The following is a 23,022-nucleotide window of genomic DNA, read 5'->3' on the forward strand; positions in this document are numbered from 1 at the left end:
CTTTAGTGCGTAGTCCATCGTAAAACAAATGGGAGCCGCATGCTCGGAAGGAAGTCGCGAACCACCTAGAAGATTGCGCCAAGCACAATAACCACAAGGCAGAGCGAGAAGATCGCATAGTCGCGGGTTGCCATGGGATAGCGCTTGTAGGACGACTCGCGCGTCCTCAGGTAGAAGCCACGCTGCTCTGCCGCGAGCGCCGTGTCGTCCGCCTTGCTGACCGAGGTGATGAGCAGCGGCGCCGCCAGGGGCATCATGAGGCCGAGCTTCCTGAGCGGGTTGCCGGAGTCAAACTCGACGCCACGGGCAGTCTGGGCCTCGACGATGCGGGACATCTCGTACGAGAAGATAGGCACGAATCTGAGAGCAGTGGTAATGGTGAAGGCATAGCGATATGGCAGGTGAAGCACCTCGACCGCAGCGTTGGTCAGGTCGGTAAGGCGCGTCACGGTAAGCATGAGAACCAGGGGAAGCGCGAAGGTCACGAGACGCAGGGCAACATGAGCGCCCGTGTCCGCCCCCCTATCGGTAACCCAGAGGAACACGGGAGTGCCAGCACGCACGATGACAGTCTGCACCAGGAACATGAGCGCACCCAGAGACGAGAACGCCAGAAGGAGCGAGACGGCCTTCTTTCCCACGCCCGCATAGACTCCCGCCAGGAGCACGAGGGCCAGCAGGAGAACGAGCGTGAGGTACTCGTTCGCGAGAAACGTCGCAATGCAGACGGCGACGGCGAAGGCGACCTTCGAGATGGGGTTCGCGCGGTGCAGCAACGTGCTGCCCTCGCTGTATTCGAGCAGTCCGGCCATCTACCCCACCAGTCCCTTCATGACGTCCACGATGTCCTTAACCTCGGTAATTCCGCGGAAGCGCTCGAAACCGGCATCCGCCAACCCCTGAGACAGCTCGCTCACCTGGGGGGGTGCGATGCACGCCTTGCCAAGCAGCTCCGCACGCGAGAACAGCACGGAGGGTTCGCCGTCCTCCAACACCCTGCCGTTTGCCATTACGATGAGACGCGTCGCGTAGTCGGAGACCACCTCCATGTCGTGGCAGACCATGACCACCGCGCAGCCGCGCTCGCGCGCCGCGTTGACCGAGTCCATGACGGTCATGCACTCGCGGTAGTCGAGACCACTTGTCGGCTCGTCGAGAATCATCACCTTGGGGTTCGTCACGACGACCGAGGCAAGGGCGACGATCTGGCGCTGTCCGCGCGAGAGCGTGAAGGGGGCCGCCTCGGGGTCGAGGCCGAAGTACGACACGACGTCCGCAGCGCGCTGGAACGCCTCGTCGTCGGGGACGCCAAGCAGTTGCAGGCTGAAGGCGACCTCCTCGAGCACCGTCTGCCTGCAGATCTGGTGATCGGGGTTCTGGAACAGCGTGGAGACCTTCTGGGCAATCTCGCTGGTGCGCGCCCGGCGCGTGTCGAGACCGCAGATGTTGACGCTACCGTCACCCGGCTTGAGCAGGCCGTTCATAAGCTTGGTGAGGGTGGTCTTTCCCGCTCCGTTCTGCCCGACGACGGCGACGAGTTCGCCGGCGCCCACGTCGAAGCAGACATGGTCGACGGACGCCTTGCCGACGCCATAGCTAAACGACACGTCTCTCAAGGAAAGCATGGGGTCGCCTGTGGGCGCGGGAGTGGCAAGGCGATGAGGAGAAGCCGAGGGGGCAACGTGAGACGCGGCCTTCACCGGCGTGGAAGAGAGCAGGCCGAGCAGGCCGTCACGGGCCTGCGAGACGGTGAGGAAGCCCTTCTCGGCAGGGTCAAGGACTCCAGTCACAGCAAGGCCGTTGGATATGCGCGTGACACGGGGGCTGTCCACACCGATGTCGCGAAGGTCCTTGGAGTGAGAGAACACCTCTCGCGGAGAGCCGTCAAGCGCGACGGAGCCCTGGGAGAGGACGATGACGCGGTCGCAGTACTCAGAGAGAAGGGCGACCTTCTGCTCGATGACGATGACCGTGATGCCACGCGCATTGAGCTCCCTGAGGGTCTCGAAGACCATGCGCGAGGACGCGGGGTCGAGGGCCGCGGTCGGCTCGTCGAGCACCATGACCCGTGGGCTGATGGCGAGGATGGCGGCAATCGCCACCTTCTGCTTCTGGCCGCCCGAGAGCGTCGAGATCTCCCTGCGCCTCAGGTCCTCGATGCCTGCGGTGCGAAGCGCATACGACACGCGCTTCTCGATGGCGCTTCGCTCGAAGCCAAAGTTCTCGAGTCCGTACAAGATCTCGTCCTCGACGTCCGCAGCCACCATCTGGGCGTCAATGTCCTGCAATACGGACCCTACGACGCGCGAGACGTCCGTCAGCGCCACCTCACAGGTGTCCATACCGCCGACGAGTGCCGCTCCACGGAACTCCCCGGCGAAGTGATGGGGAATGGCACCGGAGACAACCGAGGCCAAGGTGGTCTTTCCAGCTCCAGAGGGGCCGATCACGCCCACAAAGGATCCGGCACCAAAGGTCAGGCTGACGTCGTCAAGGGCGCGGCGACGGGCTCCGTCGTAGGTAAAGGAGACGTGCTGAAGCTCCACGGCCGCGGCATCTGGGTAGACGTCAGGAACCGCCTCCGTGGTCGCGGTCGACACGTCAAGCGACTCGTTTGATCCACCTTCGGCACGAACGCCTTGGACGACGCCGTCCGAGTCGTCGCGGGATGTGCCCGACGCCTCCCCCGTTGAGGGGAGCCTCTGCAGGAAGGCACTCCTCAGGGGAAGATACAGCGATTGGACCACTATAGCGTTGGCGAGGGCGGTGCCAACGACAACGGGCAGCATGGCCAACACGGCCAGGGGCTCGCCCCTGAGCACGACCACAGTCGCAAGGGTGGCAAAGATGAGGCCCGAGACGGCCGTCGTGACGCACGTGGACAGGAAGGGCACGAGGCCGCGCGGCCCCCTTTCCCCCGTAAGCCTGACGATCGCGGCCATGAGGAGAGACGCGGGGATGTCGCAGACGTACTCGAGGCCGGGAATCGACGTGGTGAACTGAATGACGGTGGCTGCGAGAACCCCGATGAGAACGCCATGAGGCAGGGTCGGGCGCAGCAGGAGAATCGCAAGGCAATACGACGAGATGACGAACTCGGGCTGGATGCCCGTCATGGAGAGGGCCTTGCCGACGGTCATGTTGAGGATGAATCCGGCCGCGAGGAGCATGGCCACCAGGACCAGGCTAGCGACATCGAACCTCGAACCTTCTCCGCCGTGCCGGACTGCCTTTTGATTCACGAGCTGACCTCCCTAGTCAAAATAACGCATCTAGCGCTTGAGAGCCTTCTTGAGCGGCAGGTAGAGAGCCTGCACGACGATTGCGTTGAACACTGCAGTGCCAAGCACGATGGGAAGCTTGACAACGACGGTCGCGATGTCGGCACCCATGATCAGCGTTCCGCAGGCCGCGAACAGAAGACCGGACACGAGCGTCGCGCAGAACGCTCCGACGAGAGGAACAACCCTGCCCTCCCCGGAAGTGCCGTTGACGATGGCGGCCATGACCAGCGCACCGGCGGACTCGGTCAGGAAGTTGAGCCCCGGAATCGAGGTGGAAACCTGGATGATGGCGGCGGAGATCAGCCCGAGCACGACGGCCTGGCTCGTCTTGGGCCTGATGAGCAGCACGGCAAGGCAATACGACGCGATGACGAACTGGGGCTTGATGCCCGTGACCGCAAGGGCGTTGCCAAGCGTGATGTTGAGGATGATGCCCGCTGCCACCAGGATGGCGGTGAGCACGAGCGAAGAGATGTCGAGGCCATTGTTCTTGGCGGACTGACTAACGGTGCGAGGCTGGTTTGCGTCTGACATGGCTTCCTCCTACTGGCTGTTGGAACTGCGGACTTTAGCGCGGCAAAGCAAAGGCGACCCCCGATCAACTCGGAAGTCGCCATCTTCTTTACCTATGCGGCAGCGATCGGCTCAGAGTTGACCGAGAGAGGATAGACTATGCCACCACCAGTTCTTGCTCGCGAGAAAAGGCATGTAATCCACCTCCTGGGTCTATATCCGATGTCGCTGGTGACAATCTATCAAAACCGACGAAAACGCTCCACAACAATTCGGCACACGTCTTTGTCTAGTAACAAAAAGCCCCCTCGAAGGAGGGGGCTCAACAAACTCTAAGCTCTTGCACTAGGCGGTGCGAACGTGCACGTAGTGCTTAGCACCCTTGACGAACTCAACGGTACCATCAGCAAGTGCGAACAGGGTGTCGTCCTTGCCACGACCAACGTTCTCGCCGGGGGTGATGTGCGTACCACGCTGGCGGACGATGATCTGACCAGTCTTCACGGCCTGGCCACCATAAATCTTGGTGCCAAGACGCTGGGCGTTGGAGTCACGGCCGTTGCGAGAAGAGCCGAGGCCTTTCTTGTGAGCCATTGTCTTACCTGCCTATCTACTCAAAATGAAAAAATGCTCGGACGTCTACTCGGCCTTGGCCTCGGTAGAGGCGGACTTTGCCGCGCTGGTCCTGGTGGTGGGCATCGAGGTGACCTTGAGCCTGGTGAGGTTCTGGCGGTGGCCCTTGGTGCGGTGGTAGCGCTTGCGCTTCTTGAGCTTGAAGACGAGGACCTTCTCGCCCTTGAACTGCTCAACAATCTCGCAGGTGACCTTCTTCTTAGCGAGCGTGGCAGCGTCAACGACAGTCTTCTTGCCGTCATTAAGCATGAGGACGTCAAGCTTAACCTTGTCGCCAGGCTGCGCGTCGAGCTTCTCGACGTCGAAGACGTCGCCCTTGGCAACCTTATACTGCTTGCCACCAGTGGTAACGATTGCGTACATTTGGTAACCCTTCATTACTGGTTTTGTGCAACAGCAACACATCTTACTAGCGATTACCTGCTCGGTCAACAAAAAGCTGGCATTCACAAGCAGTACACGCCTTGGACAGAATACCTGCCGCAAAGCCGTCAAGCGGCCCGTTTACAGCGCATTCACGAGAAGCCCATCTTCGCCCTCGTGCCACTGCCCAACGCGCGCGACGCGCGGCACGGGAACGTCGCTTCCAGCCACGCCGAGCCTATCAAAGGCGGCGTTGAGAAGAACCTGCGGGCGAAGGGATCCGTCGTTGGACGACCTGGTCGCGAGCTCGATGTGCAGCGCGTCATCCATTAGTGAGATCTCCCATGACACGAGGGCCGACGAAACGTCAATGGTCTTTCTCTTCTCGCCGCGCAGGTAGCTCAGTACGCCTTCGGATTTAAGGGCAGAGAAGGACTCGCCAAGGCCAGAGACGTCTACACCCTGAGCGGGCAGCTGAACGTGCCAGTCAGCACGCGTTAGCCAGGCCTCGAGCGCCGGCAGGCTCCTGTCGACGTAGCCAGCCTCGTCGGGAGCGAGGGCAGACGGCGTCGCTCGGCGAAGCATGTCGAGCGCGCGGGAAGGCTCGAGTTCCTCGGTGAGCGTGAGGTCGTAGAACTCGCACTCCGAGGACGCGCCCACGGGCAGCGCCTGCGAGAACTGCAGCCTGATGCGGCGAGCGAAGCCATTGCCGACGGCAAAGGGCACATCAGAGCGTCGAACGGAGCGGTTGATTGTGTTAAGCACCTCGAGGTGACCGAGGTAGGCTAGGCGACCATCCTTGCGGTAGCGAACCCTGAGCCTCTTCTGCGTGCTAGCGTCCGACATGGCGGTCCCCCACTATCGCATTCTTCACACCAAGCGCGGGACACACGCCGCAGCCGGTGCAGCTGGTCATCGTACAATCGGGCGTCGTTACGCCCTCAGCGGCCCTTCGCCACTCGCGCTGGAGGAATCCCTTCGACACGGCGGGAGAGGTGTGCTCCCACGGCAGGCGCACGGTGAGCGGAAGCTGCTCGGATGCGATCTTCTGCAGGTCGAAGCCCACCTCCTGGGCGGCATCCTCCCACTTTTGGAACGAGAACTGGTCCGTCCAAGCGTCGAAACGGCAGCCATGTCGCCAGGCCGCGTAGATGAGTTCAAAGCCGCGCCTGCCCATCTTCGAGAGGACCGCCTCGACAAGGGAGACATCTGCGTCGTGGTACGAGATCTTGATGGCGTGGTCGGGACAGCTGTGAAGCAGCAGCTGCTGGCGGCGACGCACCTCCTCGAGCGGCAGCTGACCCGCCCACTGGAAGGGCGTGTGCGCCTTGGGAACGAAGACGGCAACCGAGATGGAAACCGAAACGCCACTCTTCGGGCCCTTTCCGACCACGTCGCGCCCAATCTCGAGCACGCGGTCGGCAACCTCGTTGATCGCCACGATGTCGTCGTCGGTCTCCGTGGGCAGCCCCATCATGAAGTACAGCTTCATGCGGCGCCAGCCGTTCTCGAAGGCGTTGCGAGCCGCCATGTCGATGTTCTCGACCGTGACGTTCTTGTTGATGACGTCGCGCAGACGCTGGCTGCCCGCCTCGGGGGCGAATGTTAGCCCACCCTTCTTGGCGCCGCCGACCTCGGCCGCCATCTCGACGCCAAAGGAGTCTAGGCGCTGGGACGGGATTGACACGCGGACGCCCGTGCCGCGAATGTCCTCGTTGAGCTGGTGCAGGATCTGCGCGCACTGCGAGTGGTCGGTGGTCGAGAGCGACGTAAGCGAGACCTCGTCATGCCCCGTCACGGCAAGCCCCTCCTCGGCCGCGGCAATGACGTCGCCGGCGGGACGCTCGCGGACCGGGCGATAGCTCATGCCCGCCTGGCAGAACCTGCACCCTCGCGCGCAGCCGCGAAGAACCTCAATGGCCAGGCGGTCCTGAACGATTCCCATGTAGGGAACGATCTTCTGTGGAAGGGGGTCGGTCTTCGAGAAGTCCCTGAGGGTGCGCTTGAGGACGACCTCGGGCGCGTCAGAGCCCTCGCGTGGAACCGCGTAGCCCCACTCGGTGGAGCTCTGGTCTACAACTACGTCGTAGAGCGAGGGGACGTAAACGCCCTCGACCTCAGAGAGTCCGCGGAGGATTTCTGCCCTGGTCATACCGCAGGCGCGCGCGTCGCGGACGACGTGGCACATCTCGACAATGGCCTCCTCGCCGTCACCAAGAAGAATAGCGTCGAACATGGGCGAGACGGGCTCGCAGTTCCAGACCGAAGGTCCTCCGGCAATGACGATCGGGTCATCCTCGGCGCGCTCGGCCGCGCGAATGGCGATGCCGGAAAGATCGAGTGCCTCGACGATGTTGGTGCAGGCCATCTCATGAGCAAGCGTGAAGCCAACGATGTCGAACGACGCCACGGGAGAAGAGCTCTCGAGGGCAAGCAGCGGGATTCCCTTCTCCCTCATGAGATCGGAAAGATCGATCCAGGGCAGGAAGCCCCTTTCGCAGGAGATACCCTCCTGCGCGTTGAGCGTGTTGTAGAGGATGGCGATGCCCATGTTGGGCTGGCCGACCTCGTAGACGTCGGGGTACATCATGCAAACGTGGAAGGGGCCGTCCTGGTCCTCGACTGCGCCCCACTCGTGGTCGAGGTAGCGCGAGGGCTTCTCGACGCGTGCCAGCAGCGGCTCGAGTCGGTCGTACCAGTCCTCTCTGGGAAGTCTCATGTGGGTGAATCTCTCCTTGCTTCTATTCGTGGGCCTCGCCCGGGCGGAAGTGCTTGGGGACGGGTCTCTCGAGCACGACGTAGCTGGTGGATCGCGAGGAGCCCGACTCGCCGTCGGCGTCGGCGTCGGCGTCGGCGAAATCGTCGGCCTTCGCCGCGGGCCTGCCGGACGGAGAGACGAACTCGACGTGGACGGGGTCGATGCGGCCATCCCTCCCGGAGCCGCCGCGCGCCAGGAGCGACAGACGCTGTGGCGGGCGCTGGGGCGCAGCAGGCGCCTTGCCCAGGGCACGGGACAGGTCAGCCAGCGCGCCTGCGGCCGCCGAGGCCACATGCACGCCCTTCTCCCTTGCGCGGGAGAGGCCGTCGGCCAAGCTCGATGCCATGCGTCTGGCGTCAGGGTCATAGCGAAGCGCAAGCGCCCTGCCCGTCGCGAACGTACCCGCGTAGCCGACGCCGCCCTTGAGCGCCCAGCCGATTCCCGGGACCATCCCGACGAGCGAGCGGGCAACGTAGCGGTACAGGAAGCCCGCGCCCAAAACGGCACCCAGGTCGGACACGCGGTCGAGCGCAATGGGCTGACCGTACGCGGCGGCGATGTTGAGGGCAAGACGCGCCTGGTTGACGGTCATGACCGGAAAGTCCGCACCGGGGATGAAGTCGACCGCTCCCACCGCTGCGTTCTCGAGCGCGCATGCACTGACGAGGCGCCTGACCTCCGCATTACGGCAGAAGGCCAAGCCGGCCGCCAGCGCAATGCCCTTCTCGTCCACGACCTCTACGAGCCAGTCGGCGAGCTTGTCCAGAAGGGCATCGGAACCCGAGGCAAAAACGCAGCTCAGAAGCGGGCGAGCCGCCTGCGGAAGCCCCTCGAGGAAATCCTCGGCATCGAGACTCGACTCGGCAACGAAGGCGACGGGCACGCCGCAGCGAACAAGAAAGGTGACGGAGGACGTCGACCGCGCGGAGTTGGCACCCGGAAGCACTATCGCCGCGTCGAAGGCCGAGGGGTCGCCCGGCAACTCGTCGGAGGGCGCAACCCTCACGCAGGTTGTGGACTGCAGGGGGACGAAGGCCTTCTTGAGGGCAAGCGCGAGGTCCATCTGGCTGTCGCGGTCCACGACGAGCAAGACGGAGACGCTTGCCGACCTCAGTCGCTCGGAATCGACGCCGGCATTTATGACGTCGAAGACGTTACCCAGGGAAACCCTGCTCTTACGTGCCATGACACACCCCTTTGCTGCGCGCGCAAACCAAGTACAAACGCAAGGCACCTTGCCCGGCTACGCTGCCTTGGGCCTATGGTGCCAGACTGACTGTACCATGCCGATGGCGGTCATCTGGGCAAGCATCGACGAAGACCCGAAGCTGATAAAGGGCAGGGGGATGCCCGTGATGGGCATGATGCCAATGCACATGCCCACGTTCTGGAGCAACTGAAACGACCACATCGTCGCAACGCCGGCGAGCACGAGCTTGCCGAAGGGCGCGTCGATGCGCTGGGCCATGCCGACGGTCGTAAAGATCATCGCACCGAACAGGGCGAGCAGGGCGACGGCCCCGACGAAGCCGAACTCCTCGGAGAGAAGGGCGAAAACGAAGTCGGTGTGTGCCTCGGGGAGGAAGCCGCTTCCGGCCTGCGTAGCGTTGCCAAAGCCCTTGCCGAAGAACCCACCGGAACCGACGGCGATCTTGGCCTGCTGGAGATTGTATCCGTCTCCCGCGGGGTCGACCGAGGGGTCAACGAAGACGATGAGTCGCTTGAGCTGGTACTGCTTGAGCAGATGCGGAAGGCCATCGGTCAGCGAGGTGGCGACGATGAGGGCAGCGCCGACAACGATGAGGGCAATGGTCACCAGAACCCATGTGCGCTTCGCGCCCGAGCAGATGATGATGGCTGCGCCCGTCACGAGGATGATCAGGCCAGTGCCCAGGTCAGGCTGGGTCATGATGAGCCCAAACGGGATGCAGAGGATGGCGCAGAGCTTCACGTAGTCGCGAAGCGTCTCGATGCGGCCGTTGTACTCGGCGCCGAGCGACGCCATGAGGTAGATGGTGACGAGCTTGGCGAGCTCGGACGGTTGGAAGGTCATGCCGATGAGCGGGATCTTGATCCAGCCCGTCATGCCAAGCGCCGAATAGCCTAAACCCGGAACGCTCGGAAGCAGCATGAGGACAGCGTCCGTAATCAGCAGAGCCTTCGACATGTTGGCGAAGGCGCGGTAGTCGTAGTGCCAGATGGCCAGGGCACCCGCTGCGCCCATGGCCACGCCGACCAGGTGCCTCACAAAGGACGCGTCAGCGATGGTGAGCGAGGCCGTGTAGATGACGACCGAGCCATACACGACCAGAAGCAGGGCAGGTATGAGCTGTGGAAGGAAGAAGGGGCCGCGGCTGAGTTTTCCAGAGCTCGCGCGTGGCGCGCGGCGGCCGACGATATGGCTATAGAAGGCCGAGAAAGACCCGAGTCCTCCCTCGCCAACCTTGCTGTCTACGGCAGGCTTTGCCATGTCTTCTCCTCCCCCCTAGTCCGCGGACCCGCCGGTCGCGGCGGCGGTGTCGGGTTGATCGTACAGCGCGCCCAAGATGTCTCGCACGACGTAAAGGGCGCCCTCGCTACCGAAGCCGCTGCTCTCCATCACGCAGCCAACCACGTACTTTGGGTCGTCGGCGGGTGCGTAGGCAATGAACCAGCCGGTAGGCTGCTCGGTCGACGTCTGCGCGGATCCCGTCTTGCCCGCAACCTTCACCGACATGTTCGTGAAGTGGACGGCCTGGGACTCAGACTCCTCGTAGACCACGCCGACCAGGCCGCGGTGCACTAGGTCCATGTAGGACGAGTCCTCATCTGCGGTACGGGCGACCTCGGTCTTGTAGTCGACGGAAGATCCGTCGCCAACGGCCGCCTTGACGCCCTTGAGCACGTGAGGGCGCCAGATGGTCCCTCCCGTCGCGATGCCCGCGTAGGCGCAAAGCATCTGCAGCGGGGTGACGAGGATGTCGCCCTGGCCGATGACGAGGTTCGTGTTGTCGCCACCCTGCCAGGAGCGCGCCGTGTCGTCCGACGAGGTGAAGTAGTTCCACTTCCAGTCGGCATCGGGAACGCGACCGGAGGCCTCGGCGGGAAGGTCGATTCCGGACTTCGACCCCAGACCCCACTTGCGGAAGGTGTCCTGAAGCCCGTTGGGAGTGTCCGAGTAGAAGAAGCCCTTGCCGATCTCGTAGAAGACGACGTCGCACGAGAACGTGATTCCCGTCTGGAGCGTCATCAGGCCATGGCCCGACCTCTGCCAGCAGTACTGGCCGAATCCGCTTCCGAAGCCCGTCCAGTAGCCGGTGCAGTTGTAGGTGGAACCGGTGTTGGCGATACCGTAGTCGAGCGCCGCAAAGGTGGAGAGCGGCTTGATGGTGGACGCCGAGGGATACTGGCCCGAAACGGCGCGGTTGAGCAGCGGATTGTGCGCGGACTCGGACGAGAGCTGATTCCAGTCGTCGCTCGACACGCCGCCGACGAACACGCTGGGCGAGAAGGTCGGGGCACTTGCCATGGCAAGCACTTCACCGTTCGTGACGTCCATCGCAATCGCGGCACCACCGTAGCAGTCGGGCGCTCCCGACTCGTGGCGCTTCTTGATCCAGCTCTGGAGCGACTCCTCGGCCGCGGATTGGATCTTGGAGTCCAGCGTCAGGACGATGTCGGAGCCGCTGCGGGCCTCGACCGAGCCCGAGTAGCTCAACACGGCGCCACTTGCGTCGACGTAGACGGTCTGCTCGCCCTTAACGCCCTGGAGGACGCTCTCGTACTGGTACTCGACGCCGGCCTGGCCGACGATGTCGCCGGAGGAGTACGAGATAGCCGCCTCGGAGTCAGATTTCTTGGAGGCGTCGAGCTGCTCGGACGAGACCGTTCCGACGTAGCCCAGCACGTGGGCCGCGAGGTTGCCCTGGGGGTAGTGGCGCTGCGTCTTCTGCTCGACGCTCACCCCCTCGAACACGTAGGGATGCTCGCCGATGTAAGCAACGACCCGGCGGGAGACGTCTACCGCGACGGTGCGCAGGCTCTGGGCGCCGCCGCTGGAGTCCTCGATCTTGCGTTTGACAGCCATCTTGGGCATGCCGATCAGGTTGCCGAGCAGCTGCATCTCGACCTCATCCTGCACGACATCGGACTTGGCCGCGACAGTGAGGCTCGCGCGATTGTTAACGAGCTCCACGCCGTTTCGGTCCAGAATCCTGCCGCGCGGGGCGTCAACCGATATGGTCCTGGTCCTGTTCGACTCGGCTTGGGCGCTGTACTCATCGGACGAGACGAGCTGCATGGTCCAAAGCTTGCCCAGCAAGACGGCGATGATCGACCCGGCGAACACGTCTAGCCCGAACAGGCGCGTCTTGAAGCCCGTCTCGGTGGACATGTCCGACCCGCCCGCAGCAGTGGGGGCGGCTCCACCAATGTCGAACGTGAATCGCGAGCCGCCACGGCCAAAGAGCAGGAAGACGGCGATGAGCGCAACCAAGATCACCGCGAGGACGATGATTATGACGATGATGGGACTCAAGACGCGCTCCTAGCGCTTGCCAAGGCTGTACTTGATGGAATGCTTGCCCACGGGCCCAAGCCCGCCACCAAGGGAGCTTCCGGCCGTGCCCTTTCCCGCGATTAGGGCAAAGGGCACGAAGGCGGCACCGGTGAGAATGAATGTGGGAAGCGTCCTCAGGAAGAGCATGTCGACAATGGAGCCACCCTGCCCAACGAGGAACATGGCAAGGTTGTAAAAGACACTCACGACGAAGGCGCACATTACGAAAAGGACCACGGATCCCGAGAAGTCCTCGGCAATCCTGTTGCGAACCTCAATCCCCATCAGAAAGGCGGCGACCGTGAGAAGGAGCGACATGAGCCCGACAGGACCCGTCGTGCACAGATCGAAAACGAGACCCGCGAAGAAGCCCGCGACGACGCCGGTGCGACCGCCAATGGTCAGCGCGATGACGCCCGCATAGATGAGGCCGAAGTTAATGCGCCCGTTGGCAATGCCAAAGTTCGGGGCGAGTGCAAGCTGCAAGAAGAGGCATACGAGGGCGAGCCGGACCATGCTCCTACGGTTCTTGTTGCTGTCATTTACCTGCATGTCACCCTCCTACTCGCTGCTCTTGGACTCGTCCGAAGAAGCCTTGGAGTCCGAATTCGACTCGGAGTCATTGCCGGTGCCGGAGCTGCTGGAGTCCTGCGAGTCGGCCGACGCAATGTCCTCGTTGGTTGCCTGCTGGTCCTCAGTCAGAGAGGTGATGACGAGGACCTCCTCGAAGCTCTCCGTGGAGGAGAGGGGCTTGACCACGATCTCGTAATAGAGCGCGCCTGCGGGCTTGTTGACGCTCTGAACCGTACCCAGTGGAAGCCCCTTGGGAAAGACGCCGCCCAGACCGCTGGTCATCACGGTGTCGCCGACCGAGACGTTCTGGTCGGTGCTGATCAAGGTGAGGTGGAGCGTACCGTCGGCCGACCCCTTGAGCATGCCCTGGGCCCTGTTCGACTGAATCATGGCCGAGACGCTCGAATTCTCGTCAGTGATGAGACGAACGGTGGACGTCGTCACGCCGCACTCGATGATCTGCCCGATAGCACCATTGGAGTCCGAGACCGGCATTCCGACGGCAAGCCCGGCCGAGCTTCCCTTGTCGATAGTGACCGTGTCGCTCCATGAGTCGTTCGACCCCGAGATGATGCGGGCGGCAGTCGACTGGAGGTTGTAGGTGCTCTTCAACGCAAGCAGGTTCTGAAGCCTGGTCGCAGTCTGCTCGGCCTCCTCGAGCTCGGCGTTCTTGCTCTTGAGGGCCTCGTTCTCGGCCTTGAGGTCCGAAAGGGTCCCCTGGTCAGCCGTCAGGTTCGAAAAGATGTTGCCAAGCCCGTTGAACGGAGCGGTAACGGCCACGCCGAGGTAGCGGACCGGCATCGTAATCGTCGAGAAAGCCCCCCTGACACCCGAAAAGAGTCCAGTTCCGTTCTCTCTGACGCTCATAGTGAACATGACGAGCGAGAGAGCAACGAATATCACGAGAAGAGCGCCACCGGAACTCGAGTCGTTTCGACGAAATCCGGAAGGCGCCGTTCCCTTACCCGATAGTTTGGGCATGCTTTTACCCTCTAATTTGCACTTTGCACGAAGCCACCAGACAGCGCATTCGCCTCGAGGACCTTCGCACAGCCATTAACGACGTTTTCCAGCGCGGTCGGACTGACGTTGACGGGAACGCCCGTCTCTTCGCGAAGCCTCTGGTCGAGACCGCGAAGCAGTCCACCACCCCCCGTGAGGAGGACACCATAGTACATGAGGTCGCTGGCAAGGTCAGGAGGCGTGACGTCGAGAGCGTCCTTGACAGCCTTGGTTACGGCGTCAAGCGGACCGTCGAGAGCCCTGCGAATCTCCTCGCTCTCGATTCTGACGCTCTTGGGCAGGCCGCTCATGACGTCGCGGCCATTGACCTCGACGTCCAACTCCTCGGCAAGGGGCGCAGCGGAGCCGACCTTGATCTTGATGTCCTCAGCGGTCCTCTCGCCAATCGAGAGGTTGTAGGCATCGCGGACGTGCTCGAGGATGGTCTGGTCAAACTCGTCACCGGCGGTCCTGATCGACTGCGAGACGACGATGCCGCCCATGGCGATAACGGCAACCTCGGTCGTGCCGCCGCCGATGTCGACGACCATAGAGCCCGTGGGGTCCTCGATGGGAAGGTCGGCGCCGATAGCGGCAGCCATGGGCTCCTCGATCAGATAGGCCTGGCGCGCTCCGGCGGAGATGGTGGCCTCGAAGACCGCGCGTTTCTCGACGGAAGTGACGCCAGAGGGAACGCAGACGACGACGCGGGGGCGCGGGGACCAAGGATACCTGCTTGCGCCGCGGGCCTTCTCGATGAAGTAGCGAAGCATGACCTCGGTGACGTCGAAGTCGGCGATGACGCCGTCCTTGAGCGGGCGCTCTGCAATGATTGAGCCAGGCGTGCGACCAATCATCCTCTTAGCGTCAGCGCCAACCGCCAGAACACGGTCCTCGCTCTTATCAATGGCGACGACAGATGGCTCGTTGAGGACGATGCCACGGCCACGGGCCGCCACAAGCGTGTTGGCAGTTCCGAGGTCGATGGCAAGATCGCCGTCATACTCACCAAAGAGAGAGTCGAGAATCGACATTTCTTCCTATCCCTAACAGTAAGCGGGCAGAGCCGCAATTTAGCCTAGTACGTTTAGCCCTCGCTGGAAATGGTGCCAGTGGTGGTGCTTGAATTCGAATCGGAGGTCGCGCTCGTCTCGGCAGAGTCGGTGGACTCGGAATCCCCGGACTTTGAGGAGTCGGAGGAAGTCGACTTTGCCGTAGGCGCGGTGGAGTTCTGAGACGCATAGACGGCCTCGACGGAAGTGACCTTCCAACCCAAACCGCTTCGAACCATCTTGATCTCGTACGACTGCGAGCCGCCCGACTCCAGGGAGGCGGTGGCAAGGGCAGTCGAGGAGTTCATGGAGCGGTCGAGGCCGTCGACGCTCACCTTGGTCGAGCTCTTGGGGAGCACGGACTCGATCTGGGAGCGGGAGTCGCTCGAGACGCTTCCGTCAAGGAACGACGCCACGTCACCGCCAGAGGCGTTGGTCTGGAACAGCGACTCGACAACGGACTGCTGGGTGGGCCAGCCGTAACCCTTGTAGTAAGCGAAGCCGCAGGCGCCGGCAAGCGCCAGAAGGAGGACCAGGATGAAGATCAGGACCTTCAGGCCGCGATGCTTCTTCTTGCGACGAATCTTCCTCTCCTTCTTGTCAGCGGCGACGAGGTCCTCCTCGCTCACCGAGAAGAAGCCCGTGTCCTCGGGAGACGGCATGAACTCACCAGTCGAGCCCGTCGGATCGAGGGGGTCGATGGCGCCGGTGCCGTAGCCCGCGGCAGCAAGGAAAGCATCGGTCTCGGAGGGGCCGTCGCCGGTGATAGCCGAGACCGCGCGCTTGGCGGCGTCGAAGGCAGCCTGGGCCTCGGGACGAAGCGTGTAGCTGCCGTCAGCGGTTGCGTGATTGAAGGCGTCGACGGCCTCGCTCATGCGGTTGGCAGCGACGTAGGCAAGGCCGAGGTCGCCGTAGATAACATTCTGGTCGGCCAGGGGCGTCGAGAAGTCGAGGGCAGTGCGATAGGCCTCGACGGCGTCGACGGCTCGACCCATCTGCATGAAGCAACCGCCGAGGTTGCGAAGCGACGAGGAGGGATCGGGGTTGCTCTCGTCGATGGCGGCGTTGCGGTAGGCGACGCCGGCCTCGCGGACATTGCCGACGCGCATGTAGGCGTTGCCGAGCGCAACATAGGCCTTGTAGGGTGTGGCGTAGTCACTGTCGCGGGTCGCCATGGTCAGCGAGGCAATGGCCTCCTGGGGTTTGTTGGCGGCGAGGAGGGCCCTGCCCCTGTTGCAGGCAAGAGCGCCAGAGTGACCATAGGAGGTGTCGCTCAGTGCCTCGCCATAGGCCGCGGCGGCCTCTGCAAAGCGACCGAGCTTCATGAGGCAGTTGCCCAGGATGTGGTCAACAGAGCCCGAAACCTCACCCGGGTCCTTGGCCTGAGAAAGCTGGTTGACAGCGTTCAGGAAGTCACCCTGTTTGTAGGCGGCCTTTCCTGATTCGAATGCCTGCTGATTCATATCTCTCCTCGTTCGTGGGGACGATTATGGTGCGATGCTATGCGTGCTCGATCCTGATCGAGTTGATGACGTCGCCGGCACGCAGCTCCCTCTCGACCTCTATGCCCTCGAGCGTGGAGCCGAAGACCGTGTAGCCGCCGTCGAGCATGTGCTGCGGGCCAAGGCAGAAATAGAACTGGGACCCGGCAGAGTCTGGGTCCTGGGAGCGGGCCATTGCAAGCGCACCGTCGTCGTGGCTATTGTTGGGGTTCGTCGTGAACTCCTGGCGGATCCTGTATCCGGGGCCGCCCGTGCCGGGCATGCCGGAGGGGCCAGGCCTACCACCCGCAACCTGCTCGGGGCTCATGTCGCGGGTGTTGGGGCAGCCGCCCTGGATGACAAAGCCGGGAACATAGCGGTGGAACTTGAGGTCGTCGTAGAACCCGGAGCTCGCCAGCTCGCAGAAGTTGGCGACGTGGACGGGAGCGCCCTCGCAGTCCAGCTTGACGCGGATGACGCCCTTGCTCGTATCAAATACCGCGACCTCGTCACCAGCTACCTGATACTCGGGCGTGTAAAGCGGATCGGAAAAGAAACCCATGCACCTCTCCCCTTTCTGGAAAACCGCGAAAAGCAACGAAATTGCTAGATAACCATCCGATTAATTTTAACAGCAGAGCTATTCTTTCACATTTTCGGCAGACCAAGCACTAGGAACCGTTTTTATCGGCGGGCTTCCAACCGGAATAGCTGTCGTTGAAGAGCTTCCGATAGCTTTCCGTGACGGAGGCACCATCAGAGTTGTAGAGCGGAGCCTTGATCTTGCCAGCGTTGGCCTGAGCGTCGTCGTACGAGACGCTGACGTCCCACGCCGAGGAAAGCGCATCCATCCTGTTGCGCAGCCACGACCCCAGCGTCTTGAGGTTGTTGGCGTCGTCGGCATAGGTTCCGGAGGTCACGTCAACCGAGTCGATGGACGAGATGAGATTGCTGATCTCGATGGAGAGCTCGTCCGCCGCCACCTTGCCCTTCTTGCGGTCGTCAAGCGAGCCCGAGGCGCCAACCTGGTTGAAGAGGTCTTCGTTCTGGTCGACCTTGGACGAGAGTTCGCCAAGCTTCGAGTAGACGTCGGAGAGCTTTTCGTAGGTGGCCTGGTCGCCGCTCTTGACCTCCTCGGAAGAAGAGCCGTTGCTGTCCTGTCCCTGAAGCTCGGAGACCGTGCCGGGAAACCCCGCCATCGACGTGTCGGCCTCGGTCTTTGCCTTGGTGTCGAAAGCATTGGGGTCCCAGGGGTGCGTGATCGCAAGGACGACGGCGCTCATCGCAAGGACGCCGACGACGAGGGAGGTGATGATGACGCGAGTCCTCGGGAGCCTGTCTCGCACAATCGACGCACCGTCGTCAGGATCGGCCGGCACGGCGCTCTCGATGCGCGGAATGGCGGTCGTACGCTCCTTCTCGGCGGCTTCGGAGCCGTCCTCGGTAGAGTCACCCTCGGGTGCCGGCGCAACGTAGTTCGGGTTGGGCATGCCACACTCCGGGCACACCGGCTGGTCCGAGGGCATGAGGGCACCGCAGTTGGTGCACCAGGAGCCCGACTGCTTCGGTATCGTCGTAGTCCTATCCAGTTCGGCGTGGCACGCCGGACAGCGGAGTGAAGAATCGGGAATGTCAGAGCCGCAGTTGGGACATATCAAGGCAACCAACCCTTAGGTGACGAGCGAACGGCGACCTACGCCGACAATTGATTAAGGACGAAAGGAAGGATACCCCCCTCGGAGAGGAAGCCGCCTTCCATGGGCGTATCCACCCTGACGACACAATCGAACTCGACCTTCTCGCCGTTCTCGCGACGGGCGACGACGTGGGTCTTGCGGCTCTTGGGAAGGCCATCCGAGACGTCGACGGGCTCGATGTCAAAGTGCTCGGTGCCGTCAAGGCCCAGGGAGGCAGCGCTCTGTCCCTCCTCGAACTGGAGCGGGAGTACGCCCATCTGGACGAGGTTCGAGCGGTGGATGCGCTCGAAGCTCTCGGCGAGGACGGCCTTCACGCCAAGCAGCGCGGGGCCCTTGCCGGCCCAGTCGCGGCTAGAGCCGGAGCCGTAAAGCTTGCCGGCGACGACGACCAGATCCTGGCCGGCCTTCTGATAGGCCTCGGCCGCGTCGAAGATGCTCTCGACCTTGCCAGAAAGGAAGTTCTTTGTCCATCCGCCCTTGCGACCCTCGGCCAGGGAGTTCGAAAGCTTAACGTTGGCGAACGTTCCGCGTGCCATGACCTCGTGGTTGCCGCGACGGCTGCCGTAGGTGTTGAACGCGTCGCGCTCGATGCCGCGCTCCTCGAGGTAGCGGGCAGCGGGCGAGTCCGCGGCAATGGACCCGGCCGGGGAGATGTGATCGGTTGTGACGAAGTCGCCGAGAAGGGCGAGCGCTCGAGCATCCGACACCCTCAGAACAGAGGCTGGCTTGGCGAGGTCGAAGTACGGCGCCTTGCGGACGTAGGTGGACTCGGGATCCCAGGCAAAGGTGTCGGAGGAGCCGGCGTCGATCTCTTGCCACTCGCGGGAGCCCTCGAACAGGCCCTTGCCCCCCTCGACGAAGAGCTCCTTGTCGAGCGAAGTGGCGAGGGCGGCCTCTATCTCGGCGTTAGTGGGCAGCAGCTCGGAAAGCATGACGGGCTTGCCGTCGGAGTCAAGGCCGACGGGACTCTCGGCCAGGTTCACGTCAAGGGTGCCGACGAGCGCGTAGGCGACGACGAGAGCGGGCTGGCAGAGGTAGTTCTGGCTGACGTCGGGCGAGATACGTCCCTCGAAGTTCCTGTTGCCCGAGAGGATGCTCGTGAGCTCAAGGTCACCCGAGACTGCCTTAAGGGAGGACAGGATCTCGCCAGAGTTTCCGATGCAGCTCATGCAGCCGAAGCCGCAAGTCCAGAAGCCGAGCTTGGCGAGGTACGGAGCGAGGCCGGCGCGGTCGAGCATGAGCGAGGTGGCATGGCTGCCAGGAGCAAGAATCCTCTTCACCCAAGGCTTGGCGCTCAGCCCGCGCTCGACTGCCTTCTTGGCGAGAATGCCTGCGGCGACCATCATCGCGGGGTCGGTTGCCGTAGTGCAGCTCGTGATAGCCGCGATAGCGATGGTCCCGTGGCCAAGCTCGTAGTCCTGGCCACCAGCGGAGACCGTCCTGAGGGCGTCGCGGTCCTCAATGCCATGGGAGGCGAGGCCCTTCTCGAATCGCTCCCTGAGGCCCGCGACCGTGGTGCGGTCGTGCGGGCGCGAAGGACCGGCGAGGCTCAGCTCGACGGTCGAAAGGTCCAGCTTGATGGTACGTGAGTACGTCCTACCCTCGGAGGCACCCCAGACCCCCTGAATCTTGAGATACTCGCGGGTGAAGGCGATGTCGTCAGCGTTCCTGCCCGTAAGCTCGAGGTACGCGGTCGCCTGGTCGTCGACCGGAAAGAGCGTCGTGGTGGCGCCGTACTCCGGCGTCATGTTCGAGACGCAAGCGCGCTGCGTGGCCGAGAGTGTGGAGACGCCCTCGCCGGTGACCTCAACCAGAGAGCCGACGACGCCCTCGGACCTAAGCAGCTGTGCGACGGTCAGCGCGAGGTCCATGCCACCGACGCCGTCGCGCAGCTTGCCGGTGAGTTCAAGGGAGACGACGGGGGGAACGAGCATGGAGATGGGCTGGCCGAGCGCCGCAGCCTCGGCCTCGATGCCGCCCACACCCCAGCCCAGTACGCCAAGGCCGTTGGCGGTGGTGGTGTGGGAGTCTGTTCCCACGAGCGTATCGAAGCAGGCAACGGGAACGTCGCCCTGCGCGAGGGCGTCGGTCCCCACTACCTCGCAGAAGCGCTCCATGTTGAGCTGGTGGCAGATGCCGCCTCCGGGCGGGACGATGCGAACGTTGTCGAAGGAGTTCGCGGCCCACTTGAGGAAGGCGAAGCGCTCGTGGTTTCGCCGGGCCTCCTTGCGCTGGTTGGCGTCGGCCGCGTCCTGGCTTCCGGCGCAGTCGGCGATGACGGAGTGGTCGACGACGAGCGTGCAGGGAATGCGCGGGCTGACCTTTGCGGGATCGCCGCCGCGCTCGACCATTGCGTCGCGCATGGCCGCGAAGTCGACGAACACGGGCACGCCCGTGAAGTCCTGGAACAGGACGCGGGCGGGCATGAACTCGATTTCGTCGCCCTGCTCGCCGGCCATGCCGGCCTTAACGACGCGGCTGGCGAGCTCGACCGCAGCCTCGTCGCTCTGGGCACGCCTGACGCAGTTCTCGAGAAGAATGACCAGGGCCCTCGGCAGAGATGACGCCCCGGGAATGGACGAGACGTCGTAGACCATGCGCTTTACGCCAGACACCTCAACAGGCCTGGGCTTTCTTGCCTGGACTACAGCACGGTAGAAATCGTTACTTGCCTGCATTGAGACTCTCCACTCTCGCGATGATTCGATCTATTGCATGTGCCGTCCCGCGCCCTTCCTGCACGGCGGCGAACGTCCTAACGAATAAGAATATGCCTGAAACAGACAACGCGAGCGCAACGCCAACAGAAATTAACGTAGGAGCACCGACCGAGAAGAACGAGCTGAACACGGTGCAGCCGAACACAGCGATGGCGACGACGACCGCCAGCACGAAAAGCCTGAAGGGATTGAGGGGAAGCGATATGCGATAGATGAGCGCCGTGCCGATCGCAAACATCTCGAGCATGCAGCAGGTAGAGAGCTCGCTCACCGACCAGCCAAGGATGCGCGCGACGAGAATCGTGAGGAACAGCGACGCGATGACTGCCCCGGAGGCCGGCAGCGAGCGCGACAGGACGTTGCGGATGAACGAGCCCCTGACGCGGTCGTGGTTCGGCTCGAGCGCGAGCAGGAACGACGGGACCCCGATCACTGCGGTACTCACGAGCGACATCTGCACGGGAATGAAGGGGTACGGCGGAAGGGCGATGCAGATGAGGGCGAGCACCATCGTGTAAACGGTCTTCATAAGGAACAGGGCCGCCGACCTCTCGAGGTTGTTTATCGAGCGGCGCCCCTCGGCAACGACCTCGGGCATGTGGGCGAAGTCGTTGTCGGCGAGCACTATCTCGGCCACGTTTCGCGCCGCGGCAGAACCCGCCGCCATCGCGACCGAGCAGTCAGCCTCCTTGAGCGCGAGGACGTCGTTCACACCATCCCCCGTCATGGCAACGACGTGCCCCTGCGCCTTGAGGGCCCTCAGCAGCGACCTCTTCATCTGCGGCGTGACGCGTCCGAAGACGCGGCACTCCTCCACGGCCCTCGCGACCTCGCGCTCGTCGGAAAGCGTTGACGCGTCCACAAAGCGTTGCGCGCCGGGGACGCCGACGGCCCGCGCGATACCCGATACCGTATAGGGGTCGTCGCCGGAGATGACCCGGATGTCGACCCCCTGCCTCTTGAAGAACTCCATGGTCGCGCGGGCCGTCGGTCGAATCTCGTCCTGGATGGCGAGATAACCAATCAGGCGGGCACGGCCCAGCGGGCGCCCCCCGTCGTCGAATCCGTCGAACTCGCAAACCGCAAGCACGCGCGAGAGCTGGCCGAACGAGCGAACCTCCTCCTCGTGGGCGGAATAGTCCCGTGCGAGCACGAACTGCGCGGCGCCCATGGCCAGGGCGCGGCCGTCCACGGTCAGGCAACCCGAGAGCTTTGTGGCGGACGAGAAGGGAACGGTCCTGACGGCGGCCTGGGCGACGAGCCCACGCCCCTCTCCAAAGGAGATGATGGCGCGCGAGGTCTCGTTCGCATCGGCCTCGAGGGCGCGGGCTATGGTGTAGGCGGCCGACGCGGCCCCCTCGCCGCGGGCCTCGGAGACCTCCATGGCGCCGGTCGTGATGGTCCCGGTCTTGTCGAGGCAGAGGACGTCGACGCGGGCCAGCGACTCGACGCAATAGGCCTGCTGAACCAGGACCTTGCGGGCGGCGAGGCGCGTGGTCGCGATTGCGAAGACGCTCGAGGTGAGAAGGACGAGCCCCTGCGGAATCATGCCGATCACCGCCGCGACCGTCTGGAGTATCGCGGCGTCGTGGCCGAAGCGAGACGAGAGCATGAGCCTCGCAAAAAGGCCGATTCCCAGGGGGACGAGGGCGAAGGTGCCGAGTTTGATGATGAAGTCGAGCGTGTCGACGATCTCGGACGAGACCGGCTTCACGTACTTGGCCTCCGCGTTGATCTTCGCGGCAAAGCCGTCCTGCCCCACTTTCGTCACGCGGTATCGGACCGAGCCCGTCTCGACGAATGACCCCGAGAACACCTGCGAGCCCGAGGCCTTCTCGATGGCATCGCTCTCACCGGTCAGGAGGCTCTCGTTCACGAGCGCCTCCCCACTCACGACCTCTCCGTCGGCGGGAATCTGGTCGCCGTGGGACACGAGGACCATGTCATCCAGGACGACGTCCTCAACGGAAATGCCGCGCACTTCTCCGGCGCGCATGACGCGGACCTCCTTGGCGGTCATGATGGAGAGCTTGTCAACCATGCGCTTGGCACGGATCTCCTGCGTGACGCCGATGACGAGGTTCGAGACCACGACCGCCACAAAGGCGACGTTCTTGTAGGAACCCGTCGAAAGCACGAGCAGAGCCATCGCAAGGTTGACCGCGTTGAAGAGCGTGCAAGCGTGCTCGCCGAGGATGCGGGCGACCGATTTTGTCCTCACATCAGTGTTGGAGTTGGTGAGACCCCTCGATACGCGCAGGTCGACCTCCTCGCGCGTGAGGCCGCACTCCTCATACCCTGTCGACGTGAACATATCCTCGTTCATCGGACCTCCTCGCACGATGTCACGATGGACATTGTACGCGATGGGGCGAATCGCAAAGTGACAAGCAATCACGACCCCCGTGG

At 63.3% G+C, this 23,022-nt stretch carries 18 protein-coding genes and 1 pseudogene; all 19 read right to left on the reverse strand.

The features are described 5' to 3' along the window. Window positions 1-65 precede the first annotated feature (65 nt). The 19 genes and pseudogenes from B5D13_RS02585 to B5D13_RS02670 all read right to left on the reverse strand — a co-directional run bounded on the left by B5D13_RS02585 (window position 66) and on the right by B5D13_RS02670 (window position 22,939). A complete protein-coding gene (locus tag B5D13_RS02585) occupies window positions 66-812 on the reverse strand; it encodes an energy-coupling factor transporter transmembrane component T family protein (protein ID WP_078686785.1) in 747 nt (248 codons plus the stop codon). Continuing rightward, window positions 813-3,242 carry an ABC transporter ATP-binding protein gene (locus B5D13_RS02590; protein WP_234970651.1) on the reverse strand — a complete coding sequence of 810 codons (2,430 nt, stop codon included), beginning with the start codon at window positions 3,240-3,242 and terminating at the stop codon, window positions 813-815. Between the two features lie 30 nt (window positions 3,243-3,272). After that, a complete protein-coding gene (locus B5D13_RS02595) occupies window positions 3,273-3,818 on the reverse strand; it encodes a hypothetical protein (protein ID WP_078686786.1) in 546 nt (181 codons plus the stop codon). 324 nt (window positions 3,819-4,142) lie between these two features. Beyond that, window positions 4,143-4,391 carry a 50S ribosomal protein L27 gene (gene rpmA, locus B5D13_RS02600; RefSeq protein ID WP_078686787.1) on the reverse strand — a complete coding sequence of 83 codons (249 nt, stop codon included), beginning with the start codon at window positions 4,389-4,391 and terminating at the stop codon, window positions 4,143-4,145. Between the two features lie 45 nt (window positions 4,392-4,436). Beyond that, window positions 4,437-4,793, reverse strand: a complete 357-nt coding sequence (gene rplU, locus B5D13_RS02605) for a 50S ribosomal protein L21 (protein ID WP_078686788.1) — start codon at window positions 4,791-4,793, stop codon at window positions 4,437-4,439. Between the two features lie 141 nt (window positions 4,794-4,934). Continuing rightward, window positions 4,935-5,639 carry a TIGR03936 family radical SAM-associated protein gene (locus B5D13_RS02610; RefSeq protein ID WP_078686789.1) on the reverse strand — a complete coding sequence of 235 codons (705 nt, stop codon included), beginning with the start codon at window positions 5,637-5,639 and terminating at the stop codon, window positions 4,935-4,937. Next, window positions 5,626-7,512: a TIGR03960 family B12-binding radical SAM protein gene (locus B5D13_RS02615; RefSeq protein WP_078686790.1), complete on the reverse strand. Its 1,887-nt coding sequence runs from the start codon at window positions 7,510-7,512 to the stop codon at window positions 5,626-5,628. Before B5D13_RS02615 ends, B5D13_RS02610 begins: the two co-directional genes overlap by 14 nt. A gap of 22 nt (window positions 7,513-7,534) precedes the next feature. Beyond that, complete coding sequence (locus B5D13_RS02620) at window positions 7,535-8,737, reverse strand: hypothetical protein (protein WP_078686791.1); 1,203 nt, start codon at window positions 8,735-8,737, stop codon at window positions 7,535-7,537. 57 nt (window positions 8,738-8,794) lie between these two features. After that, the gene (locus B5D13_RS02625) at window positions 8,795-10,021 is read right to left on the reverse strand and encodes an FtsW/RodA/SpoVE family cell cycle protein (RefSeq protein ID WP_078686792.1); all 1,227 of its coding nucleotides are present in this window, start codon (window positions 10,019-10,021) and stop codon (window positions 8,795-8,797) included. A 15-nt stretch (window positions 10,022-10,036) separates the two neighbouring features. Beyond that, a complete protein-coding gene (gene mrdA / locus B5D13_RS02630; RefSeq protein WP_078686793.1) occupies window positions 10,037-12,067 on the reverse strand; it encodes a penicillin-binding protein 2 in 2,031 nt (676 codons plus the stop codon). A 9-nt stretch (window positions 12,068-12,076) separates the two neighbouring features. Continuing rightward, on the reverse strand, window positions 12,077-12,640 hold the full coding sequence (gene mreD, locus B5D13_RS02635; protein ID WP_078686794.1) for a rod shape-determining protein MreD: 564 nt from the start codon (window positions 12,638-12,640) through the stop codon (window positions 12,077-12,079). Between the two features lie 9 nt (window positions 12,641-12,649). After that, window positions 12,650-13,642 carry a rod shape-determining protein MreC gene (gene mreC / locus B5D13_RS02640; protein WP_078686795.1) on the reverse strand — a complete coding sequence of 331 codons (993 nt, stop codon included), beginning with the start codon at window positions 13,640-13,642 and terminating at the stop codon, window positions 12,650-12,652. A gap of 11 nt (window positions 13,643-13,653) precedes the next feature. Then, on the reverse strand, window positions 13,654-14,697 hold the full coding sequence (locus B5D13_RS02645) for a rod shape-determining protein (protein WP_078686796.1): 1,044 nt from the start codon (window positions 14,695-14,697) through the stop codon (window positions 13,654-13,656). Window positions 14,698-14,750: 53 nt separating this feature from the next. Further along, window positions 14,751-16,178: a tetratricopeptide repeat protein gene (locus tag B5D13_RS02650; RefSeq protein WP_078686797.1), complete on the reverse strand. Its 1,428-nt coding sequence runs from the start codon at window positions 16,176-16,178 to the stop codon at window positions 14,751-14,753. A gap of 37 nt (window positions 16,179-16,215) precedes the next feature. Next, a complete protein-coding gene (locus B5D13_RS02655) occupies window positions 16,216-16,758 on the reverse strand; it encodes a peptidylprolyl isomerase (RefSeq protein WP_078686798.1) in 543 nt (180 codons plus the stop codon). 109 nt (window positions 16,759-16,867) lie between these two features. Beyond that, the gene (locus B5D13_RS02660) at window positions 16,868-17,686 is read right to left on the reverse strand and encodes a hypothetical protein (protein WP_234970653.1); all 819 of its coding nucleotides are present in this window, start codon (window positions 17,684-17,686) and stop codon (window positions 16,868-16,870) included. 12 nt (window positions 17,687-17,698) lie between these two features. Beyond that, a pseudogene (locus B5D13_RS08885) lies at window positions 17,699-17,863 on the reverse strand (zinc-ribbon domain-containing protein); the annotation flags it as partial. Between the two features lie 26 nt (window positions 17,864-17,889). After that, the gene (acnA, locus tag B5D13_RS02665; RefSeq protein WP_078686800.1) at window positions 17,890-20,571 is read right to left on the reverse strand and encodes an aconitate hydratase AcnA; all 2,682 of its coding nucleotides are present in this window, start codon (window positions 20,569-20,571) and stop codon (window positions 17,890-17,892) included. Next, on the reverse strand, window positions 20,558-22,939 hold the full coding sequence (locus tag B5D13_RS02670; protein ID WP_078686801.1) for an HAD-IC family P-type ATPase: 2,382 nt from the start codon (window positions 22,937-22,939) through the stop codon (window positions 20,558-20,560). The genes acnA and B5D13_RS02670 overlap by 14 nt, the downstream gene beginning before the upstream one ends. Window positions 22,940-23,022: the final 83 nt, after the last annotated feature.

It is taken from the genome of Olsenella sp. KH1P3, assembly GCF_900167315.1.
In the GTDB taxonomy this organism is placed as follows: Bacteria; Actinomycetota; Coriobacteriia; order Coriobacteriales; family Atopobiaceae; genus Olsenella_J; species Olsenella_J umbonata_A.